We start from the raw sequence: 22174 nt of genomic DNA, 5'->3' as shown, positions 1-22174 counted from the left end.
AGATATTGTTTTTTTTAATGTACGATGACATTTAGTGATTTTTAAGTGTTTAAAGATATTGATTTTAATTTAAAAATCAATACCTTTTTTTAAGCACCTTCTTTATTAAAAGGCCTGTTTAAACCCGCAAAATCATTGCCTCAAAAAATGAAGCAATGATTTGTTTAATGGTATTAAATATGTATCATTTTAAAACTTTTATACTATTAAATAAGTAAAAAAAATAATGATTTTATCTAAAAATAGTTAATTCTTTGTATGCAGGTAATGTAGTTCTAGTTCTTTTAACTATTTTTTTTAATAGCTAAAAGAGATTCTCTTCTTTACCAATTAAAGGTACACGAGGCTCTCGTACATTTTCAGTACCGATACCAGAGTAGAAACCCTTACTAATTCAATGTTTTGTATTAATTTAGAATTTATGTATAACTTTTAATAAAGGTAAGAACCAATGTTAGATTTATCTAGCTTGATCATCTTTTCCTGCTTTTATAAGTTAAAGATAGTAAAATTCTCTGTTAGAAATACAGATAACTAAATCTGCAACTCCACCTCCACCTATCAGTACTAATATAAATACTTTCTAAAGCTAAAGTATCTAAAATGTACTATCTAAATTAATTCCAATAATAACTGGCATCTAATTGTGCATTAATATTTAATTGAAAGTTAACTAAATCCAATGTATCTTCGTTAGTGAATTTAGTTGTAGTAACTTCAGGCATAATGCCTTCCCAATTTATATTTATGTTCTTTTTTTGGTGCAAGCTTATATTAGATTTGCAAATTTATATCAGATTTGTAAATTTTTTTGATTAATTTCTAACTATTGGTAGTAGTATATTACCTTTTTTTTGCTTTTTAGCATATTAATAGGTGAATATTTTATAAATTTATAAAAAATATTTTTAAATACATGAAAGTTTTACCATTTAAAATTCCAAAAACTAAAAATTTAGGATTAATATATCAAGAAGATAATGGCGCATTTTTCTATGATAAATTTCATCAGCATGAAGAAATTCAACTATGTTATATTGTTAAAGGAGAAGGTACTTTAATTGTAGGAGATACGGTTAACGAATATAAATCTAATGATATTTTAGTTATTGCAGGTAATCAACCTCACGTTTTTAAAAGTGATACTTCTAGGATAAAAAACTCTTCAATGATTTCGCTTTTCTTTACTCAAAAATCATTTGGAGAAACGTTTTTTGAATTAGATGATTTTAAAGATATCGCAACTTTTTTTAATATTGCTAAAAATAGTTTTAGAGTCAAATCGAACAATAAAAAATTAAGAAGATATTTTTTAAAATTACAAAAAAGTAGGGATTTATTAAAGTTTATTGTTTTTATAAGGATAGTCGATGTTATTTTAAAATCAGAAACAGAATCTCTTTCGTCATTTGTTTATGAAAAAAAATATACAGATAATGAAGGAAAACGAATGAGAGATATTATGGATTATACATTGAGTAACTATAATAAAAAAATAGAATTAGAAGATATTGCTGCTGTTGCAAATATGACTTCTAATGCTTTTTGTAGATATTTTAAGCAGAGAACAAATAAAACATTTTTTACTTTTTTAAATGAGTTAAGAATTGAAACTGCTTGTAAATTATTACAAAACAAAGATTATTCTATTATTGAAGTGTCAGAGAAATCTGGATTCAAGAATATTTCAAATTTCAACAGAAAATTTAAAGAATTAAAAAATAAAACGCCATCAAATTATCGATTAAATTATTAAATTACCATAAAAAACCAACTATAAATGTGTTTTATTTAAAAATAAAACTATTTACGGTAATTATTGGTTATATTTGGTGACTATTTCTTAAACTTAAAACATGAACAAATTTATATTATTCTTTTTCTTTATTTTAATTACAAAAATTTCAGCTCAAGAAACATTACCTATTTACGCAGATTATTTATCTGACAATACTTATTTATTACATCCAGCAGCAGCGGGTATTGGAAGCTGTGGGAAATTACGTGTAACAGCTCGTCAGCAATGGGTAGGGGTAAAAGATGCTCCTTCTTTACAAACAGCAAGTTTTCATGCAAAATTTAACGAAAATTCAAAAGGAGCGTATGGTTTAATTCTTTTTAATGATAAAAACGGATATCATTCTCAAAAAGGATTGCAAGGTACGTATGCATATCATTTAGATATGGGGAATGAAAATTTATTCAAGCAATTATCATTTGGATTATCAATGTCTATGGTGCAAAATGAAGTAAATCAAGAGGACTTTAAAGGTGATCCTATGGTTGAGCAAATAAGAATAAGTGATTTTTATTTTAATGCTGATTTTGGTATGGCATATCATTATAAAGGTTTTTCATCATATTTAACTATTAAAAATATAATGTTATCAGCAAAGAATGATTTAAATCCTGATTTTGAATCTCTGAATTTAAGAAACTATATTTTAGGGGCTGGTTACTTTTTTGGTGATAAAGATAAATTGCAATTTGAACCTTCTGTAATGTTTCAATATAAAGATATAACTGGTGAGAAAATTGCTGATTTAAACTTTAAGGCTTACAAGCAATTTGATACCACACAATTATGGGCGGCTTTATCTTATAGAAGAAGTTTTGATAGTAGTGCCTTTGGTGATGCAAATTATGTAACTCCAATTGTAGGTTTAAATTATCAAAATTTAATGTTTGCTTATACATATACACAACAAACAGGAGATATTGTATATTCTAATGGAGGTTTTCATCAAATTTCTTTTGGTATGAATGTTTTGTGTAGAAAGCGTAGAGCTTCAGCATGTCCTAATATTAATGGAAGTTTCTAGAAATCTAAATAATTTATAATAGCTTTTTTGTAGTCTTTTAAAATAATATCTAGAACACTTTTATCTTTATTGATGTAAAAAGTGTTGTAGGTATTTTTTTTTGCAGTACTAATAAGATTGTTTTCTGCTAATATTTTTTTTGTTTGTTTAGCAACTGCTTCTCCGGAATCAATAATAGTAACGCTACTACCTACAATTTTTTTTATTTGTGGAATTAAATAGGGGTAATGTGTACATCCTAAAACAATACAATCACATTTAGAAGAAAGCATTAAGCTTAAATGCTTATTTAGTAAGTTGGTCATTTCTATTGATTCTATTTTACCTTCTTCAATAAGTTGAACAAGCCCATTACCAACTTGTTCCATAATTATAATATCACTATTAATACTAGCTGATGTTTTTTCAAATAAAGCACTATTAAGTGTTCCTTTTGTAGCTAATATTCCTATGGTACCTGTTTTAGTTTGGATAGATGCCGTTTTAATTGCTGGTTCAATTCCTATTATAGGAATTGAATAATTACTTCTTAAATAGTCAATAGCATTTGTAGTAGCTGTATTACAAGCAACAACTATTAGTTTACAGCCTTTATTAATTAAAAACTCTGTGTTTTTAATAGATAAATCAAGAATTTCTTCTTTTGATTTTTGCCCATATGGCGCATTTTTACTGTCGGATAAGTAAATAGTACTTTCGTTTGGTAATAAGACATTAATTTCTTTCCAGATTGATGTTCCACCAATTCCAGAATCAAAAATACCGATAGGTTGTTGTGCTTTAGTAATCATATATTACAAAAGTAAAAATCCTGCTGAATTCAGCAGGATTTTTATAATATATTTTTAAGTTTTATTAAAAACCTAATTTAGCTTTCACAGCTCCATAAATATCTTCTCCTTTTTCGTAAACGATTAATCCTTTACCAGGGGCAGCATCATATACGTAAATAATTCCTTTAGCAGCAGCAACATCTTTAATAGCTTGCTCAGCTTTCTTTAAAATAGGAAGTGTTTTTTCTTGATATTTTCTTTGCATTTCCTGTCCTGCAGATTGTTCAGCCTTTGTAAGACGTTGTCTATCTTGTTGAACCTCTATAGCTCTTTTTTGATTAACTTCTTGCGTTTGACTTTTACCTTCAGCTTCGTATTTTTTAATTTTAGCTTCTAGTTTTTTGTACATCGCTTCAATATCATCGCGATATGTTTTATTTAATTTTTCTAGCTCAGCTTTCATAGACTTGGTAGCTGGCATTTCAGATAATAACTTATCAGTGTTTATATGTGCCGTTTTTTGTGCATTTGCGATACCACCTAATCCAATTGTAAAAATTGCAACTAATAATAGGGTTTTAAAATGTTTCATCTTTGTTTTTTAATTTAATTTAGGTTCTCTATTCTTGATTTACTTATTCTATTTTTCCAATGCTTTTTTCTTAGCATCTTCTTTTAATTTTCTTGCAGCATCTTTCTTTTGTTTTAATTCTTCTCTTGCATCTGCAATCTTTTTTAACTTAGCTGCTCTTTTTTCTTCAATACGTTTAGCTCTTTCAACTCTATCAGATTGTTTTTTCTTTTTAAGAGTTTCTTTTTTAGCTATTCTTTCTTTCTGAGCATCACTTAAACCTTCATTTTTAAGTAATTCTTTTTTAGCTGCAATCTTATCTCTTTTTTCTTGTTTTTTCTGATCAATATTAATCATCTTCACAACAAGTTCGCTAATATCGTGTTTTTTGTTTGAATACAGCATTACTAAATCACCTGATTTGTCAAAAACAAAATCATATTTTTTTCTTGAAGCAATTGTTTGAACAGCACTATAAACCTGATCTTGAATAGGCTTTATTAATTGTCTTCTTAAATTATACATATCTCCTTGAGGACCAAAGTATAATGATTCTAATCTTCGTAAAGCTTCTTGTTTTATGGTAATATCTTCCTCACGTTCTAAAACTAAATCTTTCGTTAAAATAACTTTTTCATTAGTTAAATCAGTTTTTAAAACTTCTATAGCTCTAGCTTCTTTGTCTAATTTTGTTTTCCATTTTTCAACTTTAGCATCTAAGGAGTTTTGTGCCTCTAAATATTCAGGAATATTTATAAGTATATACTCCATATCAATATACGCTATACGTTGACTTTTTTGTGCAACAATACTGCTTGTAATAAGTAAAAGAACGATTGATAAAATTATTTTCTTCATCTTGCTATAATGTATTTAGAAAAAACCGTGCCAAAAAATGAAACTTATTTCAAAAGTAAACTTTTTTTAAAACTGCCTTCCGATAATAAAATGTGTTTGCCACCCAGATTTTTGAATTTGACCTGGTAAAGGATCAAACCCATGTGCGAAATCAATACCTAACAATCCAAATGCAGGCATAAAGATACGAACACCAACACCAGCTGAACGTTTTAATTTAAACGGATTAAATTCACTAAAATTCTCATAAGAGTTACCAGCTTCTAAAAAACCTAAAGTATAAATTGATGCAGAAGGTTTATCTGTAATAGAATAACGTAATTCCATTTGAAATTTATTGTAAATAGATCCTCCTTCGTTTTGACCATCAGGTCCAACAGAAAGACTATTGTTTTCATACCCACGAACTCCAATAGTTTCTCTACCGTCTAATTGTCCTTGTGCAATTCCATCACCTCCAACAAAAAATCTTTCAACAGGTGTTAAACCTAATTCATCATTATAAGATCCTAAATATCCCATTTCAAAATTAGACATTAATACTAATTTATTGTTTTGAGATAAAGATGTGTACCATTTTCCTTTTGCAGATAACTTATAGTATTCAAGCCATTTATATTTATCAGCTAAATATTCTTGTCTTTGTTCATTTGTAGGGTTTTCATCTTCTGTATAATCTTTTCCGTTAATTAAAGAATAAGGTAGTGTAGCTTTGGCTTTAATTGTAAATTCTGAACCATAACTAGGGAATATTAAACTAGGCCCTGTAGAGTTACGACTAAAAGCAACAGTATATGCTAAGTTATTTAAGTTTCCTTCACTTATAACATCTTTAGATGAACCAACACGATATTTGTAGTTTTGTAAATCAATTCTTTGAAAACTAATGTTTTGTGATAAAGAGAAAAAATCATCAGGCCATTGTAAACGTTTTCCTAAACCGATTGTAGCTCCTAGAATACTTAAACTTTGATCTCTATCAACTTTATTTGTATTGTAATTATATTGATATTGGTTTGATAAATAGACAGAAAAAGATAATGACTGTGGTTTTTTACCTCCTAACCATGGTTCTGAAAAAGAAAAACTATATGTATTATATGTTCTACTAGCTTGTAAACGAAGTGATAATTTTTGACCGTCACCCATTGGAAGCGGTTTGTATGCTTCTTTTTTAAATATATTTCTTAAAGAAAAGTTATTAAAAGATAAACCTAAAGTTCCAATAAATGACCCACCACCATAACCACCTTGTAATTCAATTTGACTACCACCTTTTTCTACTACAGAAAAATCAATGTCAGCTGTTTTATTCTGGTAATCTGGTTTTACATCAGGAGTTACATTTGCATCAAAGAAACCTAATTGACCAATTTCACGAATAGATCTAATAATGTTTTCACGACTAAATAAATCACCTGGCTTTACGCGTAATTCTCTGTAAATAACATGGTCATTTGTTTTTTCATTACCAGTTACAGTTACTTTTTTAATAGTTGCTTTTTCATCTTCACGAATACGAACTTCTACAGTAATAGAATCATTTTTTACGCTAGTTTCTATCGCGTTTATTTGTGAGAACAAATATCCATTATTGTGATACAATGTTTGAATATCTTGTGAATTAGGAGTTCCATCACCTGAAATACGTTCTTTTAAAACTTTTCCGTTATATACATCACCTTTATCAATACGTAAAAAACGATTTAAAAAATCATCTGTATAATTTTTATTTCCGATAAATTTAATATCATCAAATCTGTATTGACGACCTTCTTCTACATCAATATTAAGATTAATTGTATTATCGGTATTCCAAGTAAGTTTATCAGATAAAATACGTGCATCACGATATCCATTTTCACTATATTTTTCAAGAATTTTCTCTAAATCTTCTTTATAATCATCTAAAATATATTTTGATGATTTCCAGAAACGCCCTAGGAATTTACGTTTTGTGTTTTTCATAACACTACGTAAGTGTTTGTTTGATAATGCTTTATTTCCGTTAAAGTTGATTTCTTTAATTTTGATACGCTTACCTTTATCTACAAAAATATTCATACTAACAGTATTTATGTCAGTAGTATCTTTTTTTGTATCTAAAGATACTTTTGTTTTTAAGAAACCTTTATCAGTATATTTCTTTTTAATATAATTTTTAGTAGTTACGATTAAGTTATCCGTAACCATACTTCCTTTTTTAAGTTCAGTCTCTTTTTTAATTTCTTTTGTTTTGGATTTACTTAAACCAGAAATATTGATATTTGTTAATTGAGGTAACTCAGTAACATCAAACAAAAGATATACTGTTTCTCCATCTTTTTTAGATAGATAAACATCTACTTGGCTAAATTGTTTACTTTCATATAGCTTTTTAATTGCACTTGTAAGTTTATCCCCAGGTAATTTAATAGGTTGTCCATCTACCAATCCTGTATAAACTTTAATAGTTTGTTCGCTAAATTTTTGTAAGCCACTAACAGTAATTCCTCCAAGTATATATTGTTGTCCTTTTTTATAAGAAACAACATTTTTAGAGGTTACATTATCATTTTTTACTGTGTTTTGTGCTTTTACGCTCGCCGATAAAAAGGCGATTAAAAATACGGCTAAATAAGAATATTTATTCATTGATCTCAATCTGTTCGCTTGTTTTTCCAAATCTTCTTTCTCTGTTTTGATAATCTATTATAGCGTCAAAAAGGTGTTCTTTTCTAAAGTCTGGCCATAATATATCTGTAAAATATAATTCAGCATAGGCCATTTGCCAAAGTAAAAAATTACTAATTCTTTGTTCTCCGCTTGTACGTATCATTAAATCAACGTCGGGCAAATTAAATGTATATAAATGGTTATTTATAATTTTTTCGTCTATTTTTTCAATATCGAGTTCGTTATTAACAACTTTTTTAGATATATTTCTGATTGCATTAACAATTTCTTCTCTAGATCCATAGCTTAAAGCAAATGTTAATGTGATTTTAGTATTGTTTTTGGTTTGATCAATAACATGCGCTAATATTTTTTGTGCATTTTTTGGCAAACTAGCAATATTTCCAATCGCATTTATCTTTACATTTTTACGCTGAAATTCAGGTAGCTCTTTTTTTAGAGTGCTAACCATTAGGCTCATTAAAGCATCTACTTCTAGTTTAGGTCTGTTCCAGTTTTCAGTAGAAAAGGCATATAATGTAACAAATTTAACATCTGCATCAGATGCCGCATCTGCGGTTTCTCTAATAGCTGTTAATGCATTTCTGTGTCCAAAAATACGTTGCATTCCTTTACCTTTTGCCCATCTACCGTTACCGTCCATAATAACAGCGATATGATTTGGTACTTTTTGCAAGTTAATGCGGTGTAATTTTTCTTCCATATTTATTCTGCCAATCCATTGTAACATGGTGGTCTTCCAAAGGTGTAAACTATAGAAATCCCTGTAAACATATATACATCATTTCCAGTGCCACCAAAGTTTAAGTTTTCTATTTTGTCTGTTGTATAATCTATATCATCTACTAAGGTAAATCGAACACCTGTTTCAAAAGCAATAGCAAAATGATCGTATAAACGACCTTTAATTCCAATACCTAAAGGTAATGAATAAGAAAATTTATTTTTTAAACGAGTATTATTTGAATCCATTTCTTCAGAAGGACTAAAGTAATTGAAAGCTGATATTTCGGCTAAAATATATGGCGTAAAAGTTGTTTTATAATTACTGATATTATAATCAAAAAAATTAAACTCCATCCCGAGAGCAACTTCATGTATGTTATTCGAAAATAGATTTCCCCTTTTTTGTCGATATAAATTATCCGAATCTTTATCATCACCAGAAACAGGAATATAAGTATATGTTCCTCGAAGTGCTATTCTTGGGTTTAAATTGTACTTATACACTAATCCACCACCAACTTCATTAGGATAGATATAATTGGTTCTACCAATATCTCCTATATAATTAGAACCCCCGACGAAAAAACCGATTTCGTGAGTTTGTGATTGTATTGTTATTGCTGTTAAAGCAAATAATATGAATAGAATTTTTTTTTTCATTATAAAATAGCACGCAAATATAGGAAAATGAATTTGCTTTAAAAGTTAATAAAGTCTTTTTGATTAACTTTTTTTTAAAAGATTTATTGTGTGTAATCGGTATTATAAAGATTCATTACGAGTATCTTCACCCCATAAAAGCTTGCCTCTTAGTGTTTTTAAATGCGATTGATCTTCTAATAAAATACTTTTTATAGTAAAATTAGCTTTTTGTATTTTAATTTTAGTGCCTTGAGGAACTGTAGTAATACGAGAATCAAGAGATATAAGAAAGTCTTTTTCACGAGCACTGACTTCTAAATTAATACAAGTATTATCAGGTATTACCATTGGTCTTGCATTTAAATTATGAGGAGCTATTGGTGTAATAACAAAATTTTTAGCATTAGGTAAAATCACAGGGCCATTACAGCTTAATGAGTATCCTGTAGACCCTGTTGGTGTGGCAATAATCAAACCATCTGCCCAATAATTTGTTAGATATTCATCATTCAAAAAAGTTTTTACACCAATCATTGATGTAGTATTTCTACGTGCAATGGTTATTTCATTTAAAGCAAAATCTAAGTCAGTAAATTCATTTACTTGTGGAATTGTTGTTACCTGTAATAAAGTTCGTTCTTGAATAGAATATTTTTTTTCAAGTAATAAAGTTACAGCTTCTTTAATTTGATCTTTTTGAACAGTAGCTAAAAAACCTAATCTACCAGTATTGATTCCTAAAATAGGAATATCTAAATCACGAATATAAGTAATAGCTCTTAATATTGTTCCATCGCCTCCGATAGAAAACAGCATGTCAAAAGAGTTTGACAAATCACTAAAATGTGAGTATGTAGGATATTTTTTTGTTAAAGAATTATTTTCAACTAAGAGATTGTAAAAATCTTGTTCAAAAAAAACAACAATATTATTTTTTTCTAATTCTGATAATAATAGTATAATTTCTTTTTCAGCTGAAATGGTATAGGATTGACCGTAAATAGCTACTTTTTTCAATGTTTATAATATTTGGTTAACAAGTTTTGTGAATTACATATTTAGGTATTTTCTTAAATATGCAGCTCTATCTTTTAATTCTTCTAAATAAAAATCATCTTCATGTCGTGTAACTACATTGTAGTCATATCTTCGGAAAGTTTGAATAATTTCATTTATTTCTTCAGTAATTACTTTTAAAGTAACTTGAATATTGTCTTGATTTTCAGAACAAATATAAAGACCCAATAGTTTACCTCGACTAGTTTCAACTATTTGAGCAATTTGGCTCATCGAATAATCATTTTTGTTTTTACTTACAATTAAAGTTTCACTTTCGTTGTGTAAAAAAGGACTATCTGCAAAAGCATCTAAAATATCGCTTAGCTCATAATAACCAATATAATTCATTTCCTGATTTAAAATAGGAATTAAATTAGAATCATTATCTGCAAACAAAACAATTAAATCAAGTAATGTCGCTTTTTCATTAGAATGAAAGTTATCTAATAAATAAGAGTATTCACTTAATTTTTGGTCTTTACCCTCTATTGTTTGAATGTCACTTGCGGGTAAACAGCCAATTAGTTTTCCATTTTCAACAATAGGAATATGAGTTATCGGTAAATTTTCACAGACTTCTTGAGCTCTTTTTACAGTGCTTTTTAAAGTAAGTGCTTTAATTTCGTCTAATATAAAGTCGTTGATATTCATTACTACGAATATAGTTTAAAAAGTTTTAATGATTTATCTTTGTAGCTTAATTTTATGAGATGACAAAGTTAAGTGTAAATATAAATAAAATAGCTACGTTACGTAACTCTAGAGGTGGAAATACACCTAACTTATTACATGTAGCAACCGATATCGAAAATTTTGGTGCAGAAGGAATTACAATTCATCCAAGACCAGACGAAAGACATATTCGTTATCAAGATGCATATGATTTAAAATCAATAGTTACTACAGAGTACAATATTGAGGGAAACCCGATAGATAAATTTATGAAAATGGTTTTAGAAATAAAGCCAACTCAAGTAACTTTAGTACCCGATAGTGTTGATACTTTAACATCTAACGCAGGTTGGGATACCGTTGCAAATCAATCTTATTTAGAAGAAGTAATTACCGAATTCAAAAATAACGGAATAAGAACTTCTATTTTTATTGATACAGATTTAAAATTGATTGAAGCAGCTGCAAAAACTGGTGCTGATAGAATTGAATTATATACCGAAGAATTTGCAACTCAATACGCTTTAGGAAATAAAGATGCAATAAGACCTTACACTGAAGCAGCTATTTTAGCAAATAAATTAGGCTTAGGAATTAATGCAGGACATGATTTGAGTTTAGAAAATATTAAGTTTTTCAAACAAAATATACCGAATTTAGCAGAAGTTTCTATTGGACATGCACTTATTTCTGAATCTTTATATTTAGGATTAGAAAATGTAGTAAACATGTATCTTGATAGATTAAAAGGATAATTAGAAGCTTAATTTAAATTGATATATGCAAATTTTACATTCTAGAATAGTAGGAGAAGGAAAGCCGTTGTTAATTTTACACGGATATTTTGGTATGGGTGATAATTGGAAAACTCATGCTAATAAATTTGCAGAAGATGGTTTTGAAGTACATTTAATTGACCAACGAAATCACGGACGTAGTTTTCATTCTGATGATTTTTATTACGAAGTATTGGTGGAAGATTTACATAGGTATATTGAGCATCATAATTTAACAGATGTTATTTTATTAGGGCATTCAATGGGAGGAAAAACAGCGATGTTATTTGCAACCGAATATCCAGATTTGGTAGCTAAATTAATAATTGCAGATATTTCTCCAAAAATGTATCCGCCACATCATCACGATATTTTAGAGGCGTTAAATTCTGTTGATTTTACGATACAAAATTCTCGAAAATTAATTGAAGAGCAATTAACTTCTTTAATTCCAGAACCAGGAATTCGACAATTTTTATTGAAAAGTGTATATCGAAAAACAAAAGAAGAGTTAGCATTTCGTTTTAATTTGAAATCGTTAACAGAAAACAATAATGAAGTAGGGGAAGCCTTGCCATCATTTACTGTTTTTGAAGGTAAAACTTTATTTTTAAAAGGTGCTAATTCAGGATATATTTCTGTAAATGAAGAACCAATTATTAGTGCACATTTTCCGAATTCAAAAATTGTAAGTATATCAAATTCAGGACATTGGTTACATGCTGAAAATCCAAAAGATTTTTATGCTGAGGTAATCAATTTTATTCTAAAATAAATAAATTCAAATATTTTTGATTTTATTAATAAAAAAAACCTCACAGGATTTAAAAATCTGTGAGGTTTGTGTTTTTTATGTAGTGTTGTTTTTTTAAAAACAGTTAATAAACCTGACAAAATAGCAGTTTTTTATATTTGGTATAATTATCGCATTAAATAAAAAAGCACACTAAAAAAGTTAACAAATGAAAATATTTTTAAAAATACTATTAACAGCATTAGCAGTTGTAATACTTGCAAATATATTACCAGGAATTTATGTTGGTAGTTATGTTACAGCAATAATTGTAGCAGTTGTAATAGCATTATTAAATATGTTTGTACGTCCGTTATTGGTATTTTTTACATTACCTGCAACAATTTTAACGCTTGGATTATTTTTATTTGTAATCAATGCAATTATTATATTATTAGCAGGAAACCTTATAACAGGTTTTCAAGTAAACGGATTTTTTACAGCACTTTTGTTTAGTGTGTTGTTATCAGTATTCAGATCTTTTTTGTTTTCTTTATTAAAAGAAGATGAAAAATAACTGAAAACGAAAGACTTTCAAACCTTTTGTAGAAAAGGTAAAAATAAACTAATTTTACACCCGATTTTAAAGAAATATATTTAAAGATGAATATTACAAAACAAAATGTAGATGCGTTAAACGCAGTTGTAAAGATAGATATCGTTGCTGAAGATTATCAAGCAAAGGTAAATACTGAATTAGAAGCGCGTCGTAAAAAATCGACACATCCTGGTTTTAGAAAAGGAGAAGCGCCTATGGATGTTATTAAAAAACAACACGAAATAGAAATCGTTGTAGAAGAAGTAAATAAACTTGTACAACAATCTTTAAATAAATTTTTAGGAGAAGAAAAGTTAGATCTTTTAGGAAATCCTTTACCAAAAGCAAATAAAGATTTTAACTGGAATGATAAAGATTTTTCTTTTGAATTCGAATTAGGATTAGCTCCTGAATTTGATGTAGATTTAGCTCCTGCAAAAAATATTACTAAATATAGTATTTTTGCAACAGATGAATTACTTGATAAAGAAATTGAAAATATCCAAGTTCGTTTTGGTAGTCAATTACCTGTTGATGCTGCAAATGAAGAAGCAAATGTAACTGGTACTTTTGTTAACGAAGCAAAAGAAATTAACCAAAAAGCAACTGTTTCTGTAAAAGAAATTAACGGAAAAGCAAACTTAGAGAAGTTTGTAGGTGCTAAAGCAGGTGATGTTTTAGAATTAGGAACAAAAGGTTTATTTGAAGACGCTCATAAATTACAAGAAGTTTTAGGTGTTCCTCATGAAGCTGTTCACGCTTTAGATGTTAACGTATCTTTTACTATTGATGAAGTTACAAAAACTGAACCAGCTCCTTTAGAAAAAGATTTATTTGATAAATTATTTGTTGACGGAAGTGTAACTACTACTGCTGAATTAAAAGGTAAAATTAAAGAAGATGCTGAAAAGCAATTCGAACAACATGCTGATCAACAATTGTTAAATGCAATTACTGAAAACTTAGTAGAAAATACTAGCTTTGATTTACCTAAAGAGTTTTTACAGAAGTGGTTACAGACTGCTGGTGAAAAACAATTAACACCTGAAGAAGCTGCTGCTGAATTTGAAAGATCTGAAAAAGGTTTACGTTACCAATTAATCGAAGGAAAGGTTATGAGAGACAACGGAATCAAATTAGAATATCCTGAATTAGTAGATTATGCTAAAGGATTTATCCGTTCGCAAATGGCACAGTTTGGTAATGCTAATCCAGAGGAAAAAGAGTTAAACGATATCGCTGGTAGAGTTTTACAAAATCAAGAAGAAGCTCATAAGTTACAATCTCAATTAATTAGCCATAAATTATTAGCTTTTTATAAAGAAAAAATGACTTTTGATACAAAAGAAGTTTCTTATGAAGACTTTGTTCAAGAAGTTTACAAATAATAGTTAAGTAAACTATTTAGATATTTAAAAACCTGAATTAATATTCAGGTTTTTTTAGGTATAAACTGTATTGATATACTAACTAAATAGTTCTTATATTTACATAATTATAACCCAAAAAACATTTTCAAAATGGATTACGGAAAAGAATTCGAAAAATACGCAACAAAAGAGCACGGTATAAATAGTACATATTTAGGTAAAATTACAAGTAGTTTAACGCCATACATTATGGAAGAGCGTCAAATGAACATTACTCAAATGGATGTTTTTTCTCGTTTAATGATGGACAGAATTATCTTTTTAGGTACTGGTGTTAATGACCAAGTAGCAAATGTAATTCAAGCGCAATTATTGTTCTTAGAAAGTGTAGATGCTAATAAAGATATTTCAATTTATATAAACTCTCCAGGAGGAGGGGTTTATGCAGGTTTAGGTATTTACGATACGATGCAATTTATTAAGCCAGATGTAGCAACAATCTGTACAGGTATGGCTGCTTCTATGGGAGCTGTATTAATGTGTGCTGGTGCTAAAGGAAAACGTTCTGCGTTACCACATTCTCGTATTATGATTCACCAACCAATGGGAGGTGCACAAGGACAGGCTTCTGATATGGAAATTACCGTAAAAGAAATAGGAAAGTTAAAAACTGAATTATATGATATTATAGCAGATCATTCAGGGCAAACTTTTGAAAAAGTACAAGAAGATTCTGATAGAGATTATTGGATGAAAGCCGATGAAGCGAAAGCTTACGGAATGGTAGATGAAATTTTAAAAAGAAAATAATTTTTCTTAATTACCAATACAATTAATGGCTCTTTTTATACGTAAGCTATAAAAAGAGTTTCATTTTTTTTAATAATTGAGAATAACAAGTTAGTCAAATGTCGAAAGAAGAAAACTTACAATGTTCCTTTTGTGGGCGTAAAAAGCCAGAAACAGATTTATTAATCGCTGGTATGGATGCCCATATTTGTGATAAATGTATTGAGCAAGCTCACGGAATTGTAGAAGAAGAAGTAACTGAAGCAATAGAATCAAGTTTACCAAAAGATTTAACCCTAAAAAAGCCAAAAGAAATTAAAGCATTTTTAGATGAATATATTATTGGGCAAGACGAAACTAAAAAAGGAATGTCGGTAGCTGTATATAATCACTATAAAAGATTATTACAAATTAAAGACGACGAAGATGATATAGAAATTGAAAAATCTAACATTGTTTTAGTAGGTGAAACTGGTACTGGTAAAACATTAATAGCTCGTACGATTGCTAGAATGTTAAACGTACCTTTTTCTATTGTTGATGCCACTGTTTTAACTCAAGCAGGATATGTTGGTGAAGATGTTGAAAGCATTTTAAGTCGTTTATTACAAGCAGCTGATTATGATGTAGACAAAGCCGAAAGAGGTATTGTTTTTATTGATGAAATTGATAAAATAGCTCGTAAAGGTGATAATCCTTCAATTACTCGTGATGTTTCAGGAGAAGGAGTACAACAAGCTTTATTAAAATTATTAGAAGGATCGGTTGTAAATGTTGCTCCTAAAGGAGGAAGAAAACACCCAGATCAAAAATTTATTGAAGTAAATACTAAAGATATTTTATTTATCGCAGGTGGGGCTTTTTCAGGAATTGAAAGAATTATCAGTAAGCGTTTAAATATGCAAGCAGTTGGTTATAGCGCTTCAATCGATGAAGATAAAGTAGATGAAACCAATTTATTACAATATATTATTCCTTCGGATTTAAAGTCGTTTGGATTAATTCCTGAAATTATTGGACGTTTACCTGTATTAAGTTACATGAATCCTTTAGATGCAAAAACATTACGTGCCATTTTAACAGAGCCTAAAAACTCTTTAATTAAGCAATACACAAAGTTATTTGCTATGGATGATATTGCCTTTTCTTTATCGGAAGAAGCAATGGAATATATTGTTGAAAAAGCAATAGAATACAAATTAGGTGCACGTGGATTACGTTCATTATGTGAAGCTATTTTAACAGATGCAATGTTCGAAATGCCTAGTTCTGATGAAAAAGAATTAATAATTACCAAAGAATATGCAGAATCTAAAATAACAAAATCAGGAATTAAGAAATTAAAAGCAGTGTCTTAAATTTTATTTAAACAAGTTTTTATGGCTGAAAAATCGAATCTGTCAAACTGAATTTATTTCAGTTTCGCATCCTGATTTGCCTTAGTTCTTAGTTTTATGTGATGCTGAAATAAATTCAGCATGACGTTTATATCTAAAAAAAACCATCAATATTTGATGGTTTTTTTGTTTTATAGATGTACTACTTTTATTAATTATTATTTCAAAATATCAGAAAAAAACTCAAATTTCTAGCCCTGATTGAAGCATTTGTTTGAGCTCTTTTTTGTTTTTTTCAAACAAAAAAAGCGAGTGCGGAAAGCAGGAAATTGCTTCAAATTATTTTTTTAATAATTAATTCGTTTATTATATTTTTTTAACCAAGATTCTATTTCATCAGGTTTTAAATTATAAGTTTTTATTAATTTATTTTTGATGTTTTGTAAATGTGTTTCGTTTAATACTTCTGATTCAAAGGCTGTAATAACCTGTTGTTTAAATTCTTCGGAATGAGTTTTTACAGGAATTACAACTGCTTTTTTAGGAGTTACAATAGGAGCAACTTTAGTAACAGTTGGTTTTAAAATAGCTGAATTTGTAGTGTTATAAACCGTTTTTTCATCTTTATACCATGCTTCAGGAATAGTATTTAATTTATCAGAACTTACAACAATAGTATTTATTTTGTTTCCAGAAGCATCTAATGTTTCCAATTTTGGACAGCCAGAAACATCTAAATTTGTTAATTTATTATAACTAGCATACACACTTTCAAGATTAGGATTATCTCCTAAAATTAAAGTTTGTAAATTGTTACTATCGCAACTTACATAAACTAATTTGTTATTTTTACTAAGGTCAAGAGTTTTAATTTTGTTTTCACTACAATTTAAAAAAGTAATCGAAGTACTTTTAGATAAATCTATTTTAGTAATATTATTACCAAAACAATCTAATCGTTTTAAATTCGGAAAACTTTCAAGTCCTGTTAAATTTCTAATTTTTGAATGTACGTTAGGTAATAATTTATTGGTAATCGGATCGTCTATATTTAAATTAACTACATATTTAGCATCGCTAACTAAAATATTTCCGTTTAATCCGTTGGAGTCAATATCTAAATCGATTAAACATTCTTCTAAACCAATATCAGGAATTATAATTGTTTCTTGTGCTGTTAAATTTAAAGAGATAAAAAGTATAAAATAGAATGGTATTTTTATTTTCATAATCGGGGGTTTTTAACAAAGCTATCTATTTATATGGTTTTATCAGCTAAAATTTACAAGATATTTTTTTAAATAAAAAGAAGCTTTAAATCGAGTATCTTTGTGAGCTGTATTCTACAACAATATGATAACTCAAGAAACAATAGATAAAGTTTTTGAATCTGCTCAAGTAGCTGAGGTAATAGGCGAATTTGTACAATTAAAAAAATCAGGAAGCAGTTTTAAAGGACTGAGTCCGTTTACTGATGAGCGAACACCGTCATTTATGGTATCGCCAGTAAAACAAATTTGGAAAGATTTTAGTACAGGAAAAGGAGGGAATGCAGTTTCATTTTTAATGGAACATGAACATTATTCTTATCCCGAAGCTATAAAATGGTTGGCTAAAAAATACAATATTGAAATAGAGGAAACCGAACAATCTGACGAGCAAAAAGAACAACTTAATGAACGAGAAAGTATGTTTTTGGCTTCTAAATTTGCGAAAGATTATTTTCATGATTTATTAATGAATAGCCAACAAGGACGTGCTATCGGATTATCTTATTTTAAAGAAAGAGGTTTTAGAGAAGATATTATTGAAAAATTTGAATTAGGATATTGTAAAGATGAATGGGATAATTTTACCAATGCCGCTTTATCAAAAGGATATGATTTAAAATATTTAAAATCGACAGGGTTAACCATTGTTAAAGAAGGTGGCGCAACTGATAAAAAATTTGACCGTTTTAAAGGACGTGTTATGTTTCCTATTCACAGTATGTCGGGGCGTATTTTAGGTTTTGGAGGGCGAATCCTTACCAATGATAAAAAAGCAGCAAAATATTTAAATTCACCAGAAAGTGATATTTACCATAAAAGTAAAATTTTATACGGACTTTATCAAGCCAAAAAAGAAATCGCTAAACAAGATAATTGTTATTTAGTAGAAGGTTATACGGATGTTGTTTCTTTTTATCAATCAGGAATTGAAAATGTTGTTGCCTCTTCAGGAACGGCACTTACTTCGGATCAAATTCGATTGGTAAATCGTTTGACAAAAAATATTACGGTTTTATTTGATGGTGATGCCGCAGGAATTAGAGCCTCTATGAGAGGTATTGACTTGATTTTAGAGCAAGGAATGAATGTGAAAGTAGTTTCTTTTCCTGAAGGAGAAGATCCTGATAGTTTTGCAAAATCTCATTCAACAACTGAATTAAAACAGTTTTTAAAAGATAAATCGCAAGATTTTATTGAATTTAAAGTTTCTTTATTGATGAAAGAAGCAAAGAATGATCCTGTAAAAAAAGCGGGTTTAATTCGTGATATTGTAACGAGTATTTCAAAAATTCCTGATGGAATTCAGCGAGAAGTATATGTACAAGAATGTGCTCGTATTATGGATATTTCGGAACAAGTTTTATTTAGTGAATTGGCACAATTATTAAATAAAAGTGTAACAAATTCTAATAAACGAAGCTCAAATCAGCCAACTCCATCTTATTCAGAAACCACACAAGCTTCTATGGGAGTTATAAAAGGAGGTGGAAAAGGGCGTGAAAAAATAAATCAATTACATATTCTTGAAAAAGAAATTATCAGAATATTATTATTGTACGGTAATGAAGTTGTCGATTTTGTAAATTGGGTAGATGCAGTTGATGAAAAAGGACGTCCTTTTTTAGAAAAAGAAGAATATCAAAATACGGTTTCTAATGAATTGTATTTAAATTTACAAGAAGATGAAATTGAGTTTGCTGATGAAATTTTTAAATTAACGTATTATCAATTAGTACATCAATTAAATCAGGATGAAAAAATTTCGATTGATAGATTGATAATGCATGAAAATCAAGAAATAGCAAGTTTAGTAACCAATATTTTAATGGATGAAGAAAAATATTCGTTAAGTGATTGGGAGCGTAAAGAAATTGTAGTTACAACAGCGATTAAAGTATTACCTAAATTAGTTTCTGATGCAGTTTTAAATTTACGAAGAATTTTAATAGAAGAAAAAATTAAAGAAATAATGCACGAAGTACAAACACAAAAAGCGGTACTTGATTTAGAAGAAATATCAAATTATACTGATTTAAAAAAGCGTCTTTTTGATAAGTTAAATCGCGTAGTTTAGTGCTGTTATTTTTTAAGGGGTTTTTCCTATGCTGTTTTATAGTAACTTTTTTGTAGTTTTGACCTGAAAAATCACAGTAAATTATGAAAAAAATAATACAATTTTTAGAATTATTATGGCTACTAATTGTATTACCATTAGAAGTTTCTAACGGTAGTAAAAAAGGCGCTTATCAAAAGATTAAACGCCAAATGATTTTAGTTAACCTACTTTAAATCAGTAGGAATTTTACAAACAGGAATAGGAATCATTTTATGTTGATTAATTCGATTTAATCGAGTGTAAATTTTAAAAACTTCTAATTCTCTGTTTGTAAAATCATTTTCTGTTTTTCCTAAATCTAACATTTTCATTGCCCATTCTAATTCATCATATGAAGCACCAATTTGGTCTTCATCTGTTCTGCTATCGCCAAAAAGTCCATCCGTAGGTTGAGCATTTTGTATAGAATTCGGAACTTCTAAATGTGCAGCTAATGCATATACTTCCGATTTTACTAAATCAGCAATAGGGCTTAAATCTACTCCGCCATCACCATATTTGGTGTAAAAACCTACGCCAAAATCTTCTACTTTATTACCTGTACCGGCAACTAGTAATCCGTGTAATCCTGCAAAATAATATAAGGCAGTCATGCGCAAACGAGCACGAGTATTTGCTAAAGCTAAATCAGTTTTTGCTGATGTTTCTACTTCAGGAACAACATTTTTAAAACCTTCAAAAGTCGTAGTTAAATCAACTTCAACTTCACTAACATTGCTATAACGTTCTTTTAATTGTTTAATATGTTCATTTGCTCTGTTTACTTGGCTTTCTGCTTGATGAATAGGTAACTCAACACATAAAGTAGGTAAACCAGTTTCAGCACATAACGTTGAAGTAACAGCGCTATCTATACCGCCAGAAATACCTAGCACAAAACCATTTACACCAGCTTTAGTAGCGTATTCTTTTAACCATTTTACAATATGTTCAGAAACTTTTGGCGTATTCATAATCAACTATATTTTATAAGGGTTTATATCAAAATGATATAAACTATTTTAGTAATTTCGACGTTGTAATATTAAATGTAAATATACTAAAGTTCATGAGAAAAATTTTAGCACTATCTGTTTTAGTTTTAGGGTTGCTGTCTTGTAAAAAAGAGGTTAATTCTAAATTAAAAGTAGATGTATCGAATATAGAAGTTAATGTAAAAGTAGATAGGTTTGATGTTGATTTTTATAAAACAACAGCTACCGATTTAGATAAAACAAAACTTAAATATCCTTTTTTATTTCCAAAACAACCAGACAGCGTTTGGATAAATAAAATAAATAATAAAGATGAAAGAGAATTATATAACGAAACACAAAAAGTTTTTTCTGATATAAATGGCTTAACTACTGATTTAAATTCGTTTTTTAAGTATTTAAAATATTATAATCCGAAATCTAAAACGCCACGAGTAATAACAATGTTAACAAATATCGATTATGAAAACCGCATCGTATTTGCTGATAGTTTATTGTTAATATCTTTGGATGCTTATTTAGGTGAAAAACATCCTTTTTATAATGATTATCCTGCTTATATAAAGCAAAATAATGAGAAAGAACAGATTATTGTTGATGTAGCTAAAACAATTTTAAATGCTCATGAATTTTCTAAAAAACCAAGAAATTTTGTAGAGAAAATGATTTATAAAGGTAAGAAAATGTATGTGTTAGATGCGTATTTACCAACAGTATCAGATTCTCTTAAAATAGGTTATTCAGCAGATAAAATGCGTTGGGCAGAAAGTAATGAAGCTCAAATTTGGAAATATTTTATCGAAAAAAATATGCTGTATAGTACTCATAAAGAATTGGATGTGCGTTTTTTAGATATTGCACCTTTTTCTAAGTTCTATATGGAAGAAGATAGCCAATCTCCTGGGAGAATAGGGGAGTTTATCGGTTGGCAAATAGTCCGTTCGTACATGCAAAAGAATGATGTATCTTTGCAAGAATTATTACAGAAAAATGAAGAGGAAATCTTCAGAAAATCAAAATATAAACCAAAGAAATAATGGCGATAGAGCACACATCTAAAGTAACATTCACAATAGGATTAGACGAAAACAAAATTCCTGAAGAAATTTCATGGAATGCAGAAGATGGTGGAATTGATAATGAATCTTCTAAGGCGATTATGTTATCGGTTTGGGATCATAAGAAAAAAGATACTTTACGTATGGATTTATGGACCAAGGATATGCCTGTTGATGAAATGAAGCAATTTTATCATCAAACATTAGTATCAATGGCTGGTTCATTTGAAAGAGCAACTAATGATGATAAAATGGGTGCTACTATGAGAGATTTTTGTGATTATTTTGCAGAAAAATTAGAATTGAAAAAATAGACTTAAAAGGTCTTAAAAATAATAAAAAGCAGCTTTTAA

22 protein-coding genes are annotated in these 22174 nt (G+C 28.6%); 12 read left to right on the top strand and 10 right to left on the bottom strand.

The window, feature by feature from the left end:
• The first annotated feature begins 916 nt into the window (after window positions 1-916).
• Complete coding sequence (locus AB0T67_RS05595) at window positions 917-1756, top strand: AraC family transcriptional regulator (protein WP_271231433.1); 840 nt, start codon at window positions 917-919, stop codon at window positions 1754-1756.
• 100 nt (window positions 1757-1856) lie between these two features.
• Entirely contained in the window at window positions 1857-2822 is a 966-nt protein-coding gene (locus AB0T67_RS05590; protein WP_369219490.1) for a PorP/SprF family type IX secretion system membrane protein, read from the top strand.
• Here the strand turns inward: AB0T67_RS05590 and murI are convergent.
• The 8 genes from murI to AB0T67_RS05550 all read right to left on the bottom strand — a co-directional run bounded on the left by murI (window position 2819) and on the right by AB0T67_RS05550 (window position 10778).
• Window positions 2819-3613, bottom strand: coding sequence for a glutamate racemase (murI, locus tag AB0T67_RS05585; protein WP_271231435.1), 795 nt, complete (start codon window positions 3611-3613; stop codon window positions 2819-2821). The two genes, AB0T67_RS05590 and murI, sit on opposite strands and share 4 nt — an antisense overlap.
• Window positions 3614-3677: 64 nt before the next feature.
• Window positions 3678-4187, bottom strand: coding sequence for an OmpH family outer membrane protein (locus tag AB0T67_RS05580; RefSeq protein ID WP_271231436.1), 510 nt, complete (start codon window positions 4185-4187; stop codon window positions 3678-3680).
• A 48-nt stretch (window positions 4188-4235) separates the two neighbouring features.
• On the bottom strand, window positions 4236-5024 hold the full coding sequence (locus tag AB0T67_RS05575; protein WP_271231437.1) for an OmpH family outer membrane protein: 789 nt from the start codon (window positions 5022-5024) through the stop codon (window positions 4236-4238).
• Between the two features lie 66 nt (window positions 5025-5090).
• Window positions 5091-7658 (bottom strand): outer membrane protein assembly factor BamA, encoded by a 2568-nt coding sequence (gene bamA, locus AB0T67_RS05570; protein ID WP_369219489.1) that lies wholly within the window; start codon window positions 7656-7658, stop codon window positions 5091-5093.
• The gene (locus AB0T67_RS05565) at window positions 7651-8403 is read right to left on the bottom strand and encodes an isoprenyl transferase (RefSeq protein ID WP_369219488.1); all 753 of its coding nucleotides are present in this window, start codon (window positions 8401-8403) and stop codon (window positions 7651-7653) included. The genes bamA and AB0T67_RS05565 overlap by 8 nt, the downstream gene beginning before the upstream one ends.
• A gap of 2 nt (window positions 8404-8405) precedes the next feature.
• Window positions 8406-9086 carry a type IX secretion system protein PorG gene (gene porG / locus AB0T67_RS05560; protein WP_369219487.1) on the bottom strand — a complete coding sequence of 227 codons (681 nt, stop codon included), beginning with the start codon at window positions 9084-9086 and terminating at the stop codon, window positions 8406-8408.
• 102 nt (window positions 9087-9188) lie between these two features.
• Window positions 9189-10085, bottom strand: coding sequence for an NAD kinase (locus AB0T67_RS05555; protein WP_369219486.1), 897 nt, complete (start codon window positions 10083-10085; stop codon window positions 9189-9191).
• A 33-nt stretch (window positions 10086-10118) separates the two neighbouring features.
• Entirely contained in the window at window positions 10119-10778 is a 660-nt protein-coding gene (locus AB0T67_RS05550; RefSeq protein WP_271231442.1) for a CBS domain-containing protein, read from the bottom strand.
• Window positions 10779-10837: 59 nt separating this feature from the next.
• Here AB0T67_RS05550 and AB0T67_RS05545 point away from each other — a divergent pair, with 59 nt between their 5' ends.
• The 6 genes from AB0T67_RS05545 (at window position 10838) to clpX (ending at window position 16423) form a co-directional block, all read left to right on the top strand.
• A complete protein-coding gene (locus tag AB0T67_RS05545; RefSeq protein ID WP_369219485.1) occupies window positions 10838-11554 on the top strand; it encodes a pyridoxine 5'-phosphate synthase in 717 nt (238 codons plus the stop codon).
• A gap of 25 nt (window positions 11555-11579) precedes the next feature.
• The gene (locus AB0T67_RS05540) at window positions 11580-12350 is read left to right on the top strand and encodes an alpha/beta fold hydrolase (protein ID WP_369219484.1); all 771 of its coding nucleotides are present in this window, start codon (window positions 11580-11582) and stop codon (window positions 12348-12350) included.
• 187 nt (window positions 12351-12537) lie between these two features.
• Window positions 12538-12885, top strand: a complete 348-nt coding sequence (locus AB0T67_RS05535) for a phage holin family protein (RefSeq protein WP_271231445.1) — start codon at window positions 12538-12540, stop codon at window positions 12883-12885.
• Window positions 12886-12971: 86 nt separating this feature from the next.
• Window positions 12972-14294 carry a trigger factor gene (locus AB0T67_RS05530; RefSeq protein ID WP_369219483.1) on the top strand — a complete coding sequence of 441 codons (1323 nt, stop codon included), beginning with the start codon at window positions 12972-12974 and terminating at the stop codon, window positions 14292-14294.
• Window positions 14295-14426: 132 nt separating this feature from the next.
• Window positions 14427-15086, top strand: coding sequence for an ATP-dependent Clp endopeptidase proteolytic subunit ClpP (gene clpP / locus AB0T67_RS05525; protein ID WP_271231447.1), 660 nt, complete (start codon window positions 14427-14429; stop codon window positions 15084-15086).
• A 98-nt stretch (window positions 15087-15184) separates the two neighbouring features.
• Complete coding sequence (gene clpX / locus AB0T67_RS05520; protein ID WP_271231448.1) at window positions 15185-16423, top strand: ATP-dependent Clp protease ATP-binding subunit ClpX; 1239 nt, start codon at window positions 15185-15187, stop codon at window positions 16421-16423.
• 326 nt (window positions 16424-16749) lie between these two features.
• On the opposite strand, the gene AB0T67_RS05515 is transcribed toward clpX, so the two are convergent.
• Window positions 16750-17631 (bottom strand): leucine-rich repeat domain-containing protein, encoded by an 882-nt coding sequence (locus tag AB0T67_RS05515; protein ID WP_369219482.1) that lies wholly within the window; start codon window positions 17629-17631, stop codon window positions 16750-16752.
• A gap of 124 nt (window positions 17632-17755) precedes the next feature.
• Here AB0T67_RS05515 and dnaG point away from each other — a divergent pair, with 124 nt between their 5' ends.
• Together dnaG and AB0T67_RS05505 are read left to right on the top strand one after the other, a co-directional pair.
• Window positions 17756-19747, top strand: coding sequence for a DNA primase (gene dnaG / locus AB0T67_RS05510; RefSeq protein WP_369219481.1), 1992 nt, complete (start codon window positions 17756-17758; stop codon window positions 19745-19747).
• Between the two features lie 83 nt (window positions 19748-19830).
• The gene (locus AB0T67_RS05505) at window positions 19831-19962 is read left to right on the top strand and encodes a hypothetical protein (protein WP_271231451.1); all 132 of its coding nucleotides are present in this window, start codon (window positions 19831-19833) and stop codon (window positions 19960-19962) included.
• Here the strand turns inward: AB0T67_RS05505 and nadE are convergent.
• Complete coding sequence (nadE, locus tag AB0T67_RS05500; protein WP_271231452.1) at window positions 19954-20742, bottom strand: NAD(+) synthase; 789 nt, start codon at window positions 20740-20742, stop codon at window positions 19954-19956. The genes AB0T67_RS05505 and nadE overlap by 9 nt on opposite strands.
• 95 nt (window positions 20743-20837) lie before the next feature.
• On the opposite strand from nadE, the gene gldB reads away from it, so the two are divergent.
• Window positions 20838-21800: a gliding motility lipoprotein GldB gene (gene gldB / locus AB0T67_RS05495; protein ID WP_369219480.1), complete on the top strand. Its 963-nt coding sequence runs from the start codon at window positions 20838-20840 to the stop codon at window positions 21798-21800.
• Entirely contained in the window at window positions 21800-22135 is a 336-nt protein-coding gene (gldC, locus tag AB0T67_RS05490; RefSeq protein ID WP_271231454.1) for a gliding motility protein GldC, read from the top strand. The genes gldB and gldC overlap by 1 nt, the downstream gene beginning before the upstream one ends.
• Window positions 22136-22174 lie beyond the last annotated feature (39 nt).

The organism is Tenacibaculum salmonis (genome assembly GCF_041053065.1).
In the GTDB taxonomy this organism is placed as follows: domain Bacteria; phylum Bacteroidota; class Bacteroidia; order Flavobacteriales; family Flavobacteriaceae; genus Polaribacter; species Polaribacter pacificus_A.
Note: the sequence above shows the minus strand (reverse complement) of the source record. Positions and strands in the feature narration are given on the sequence as shown.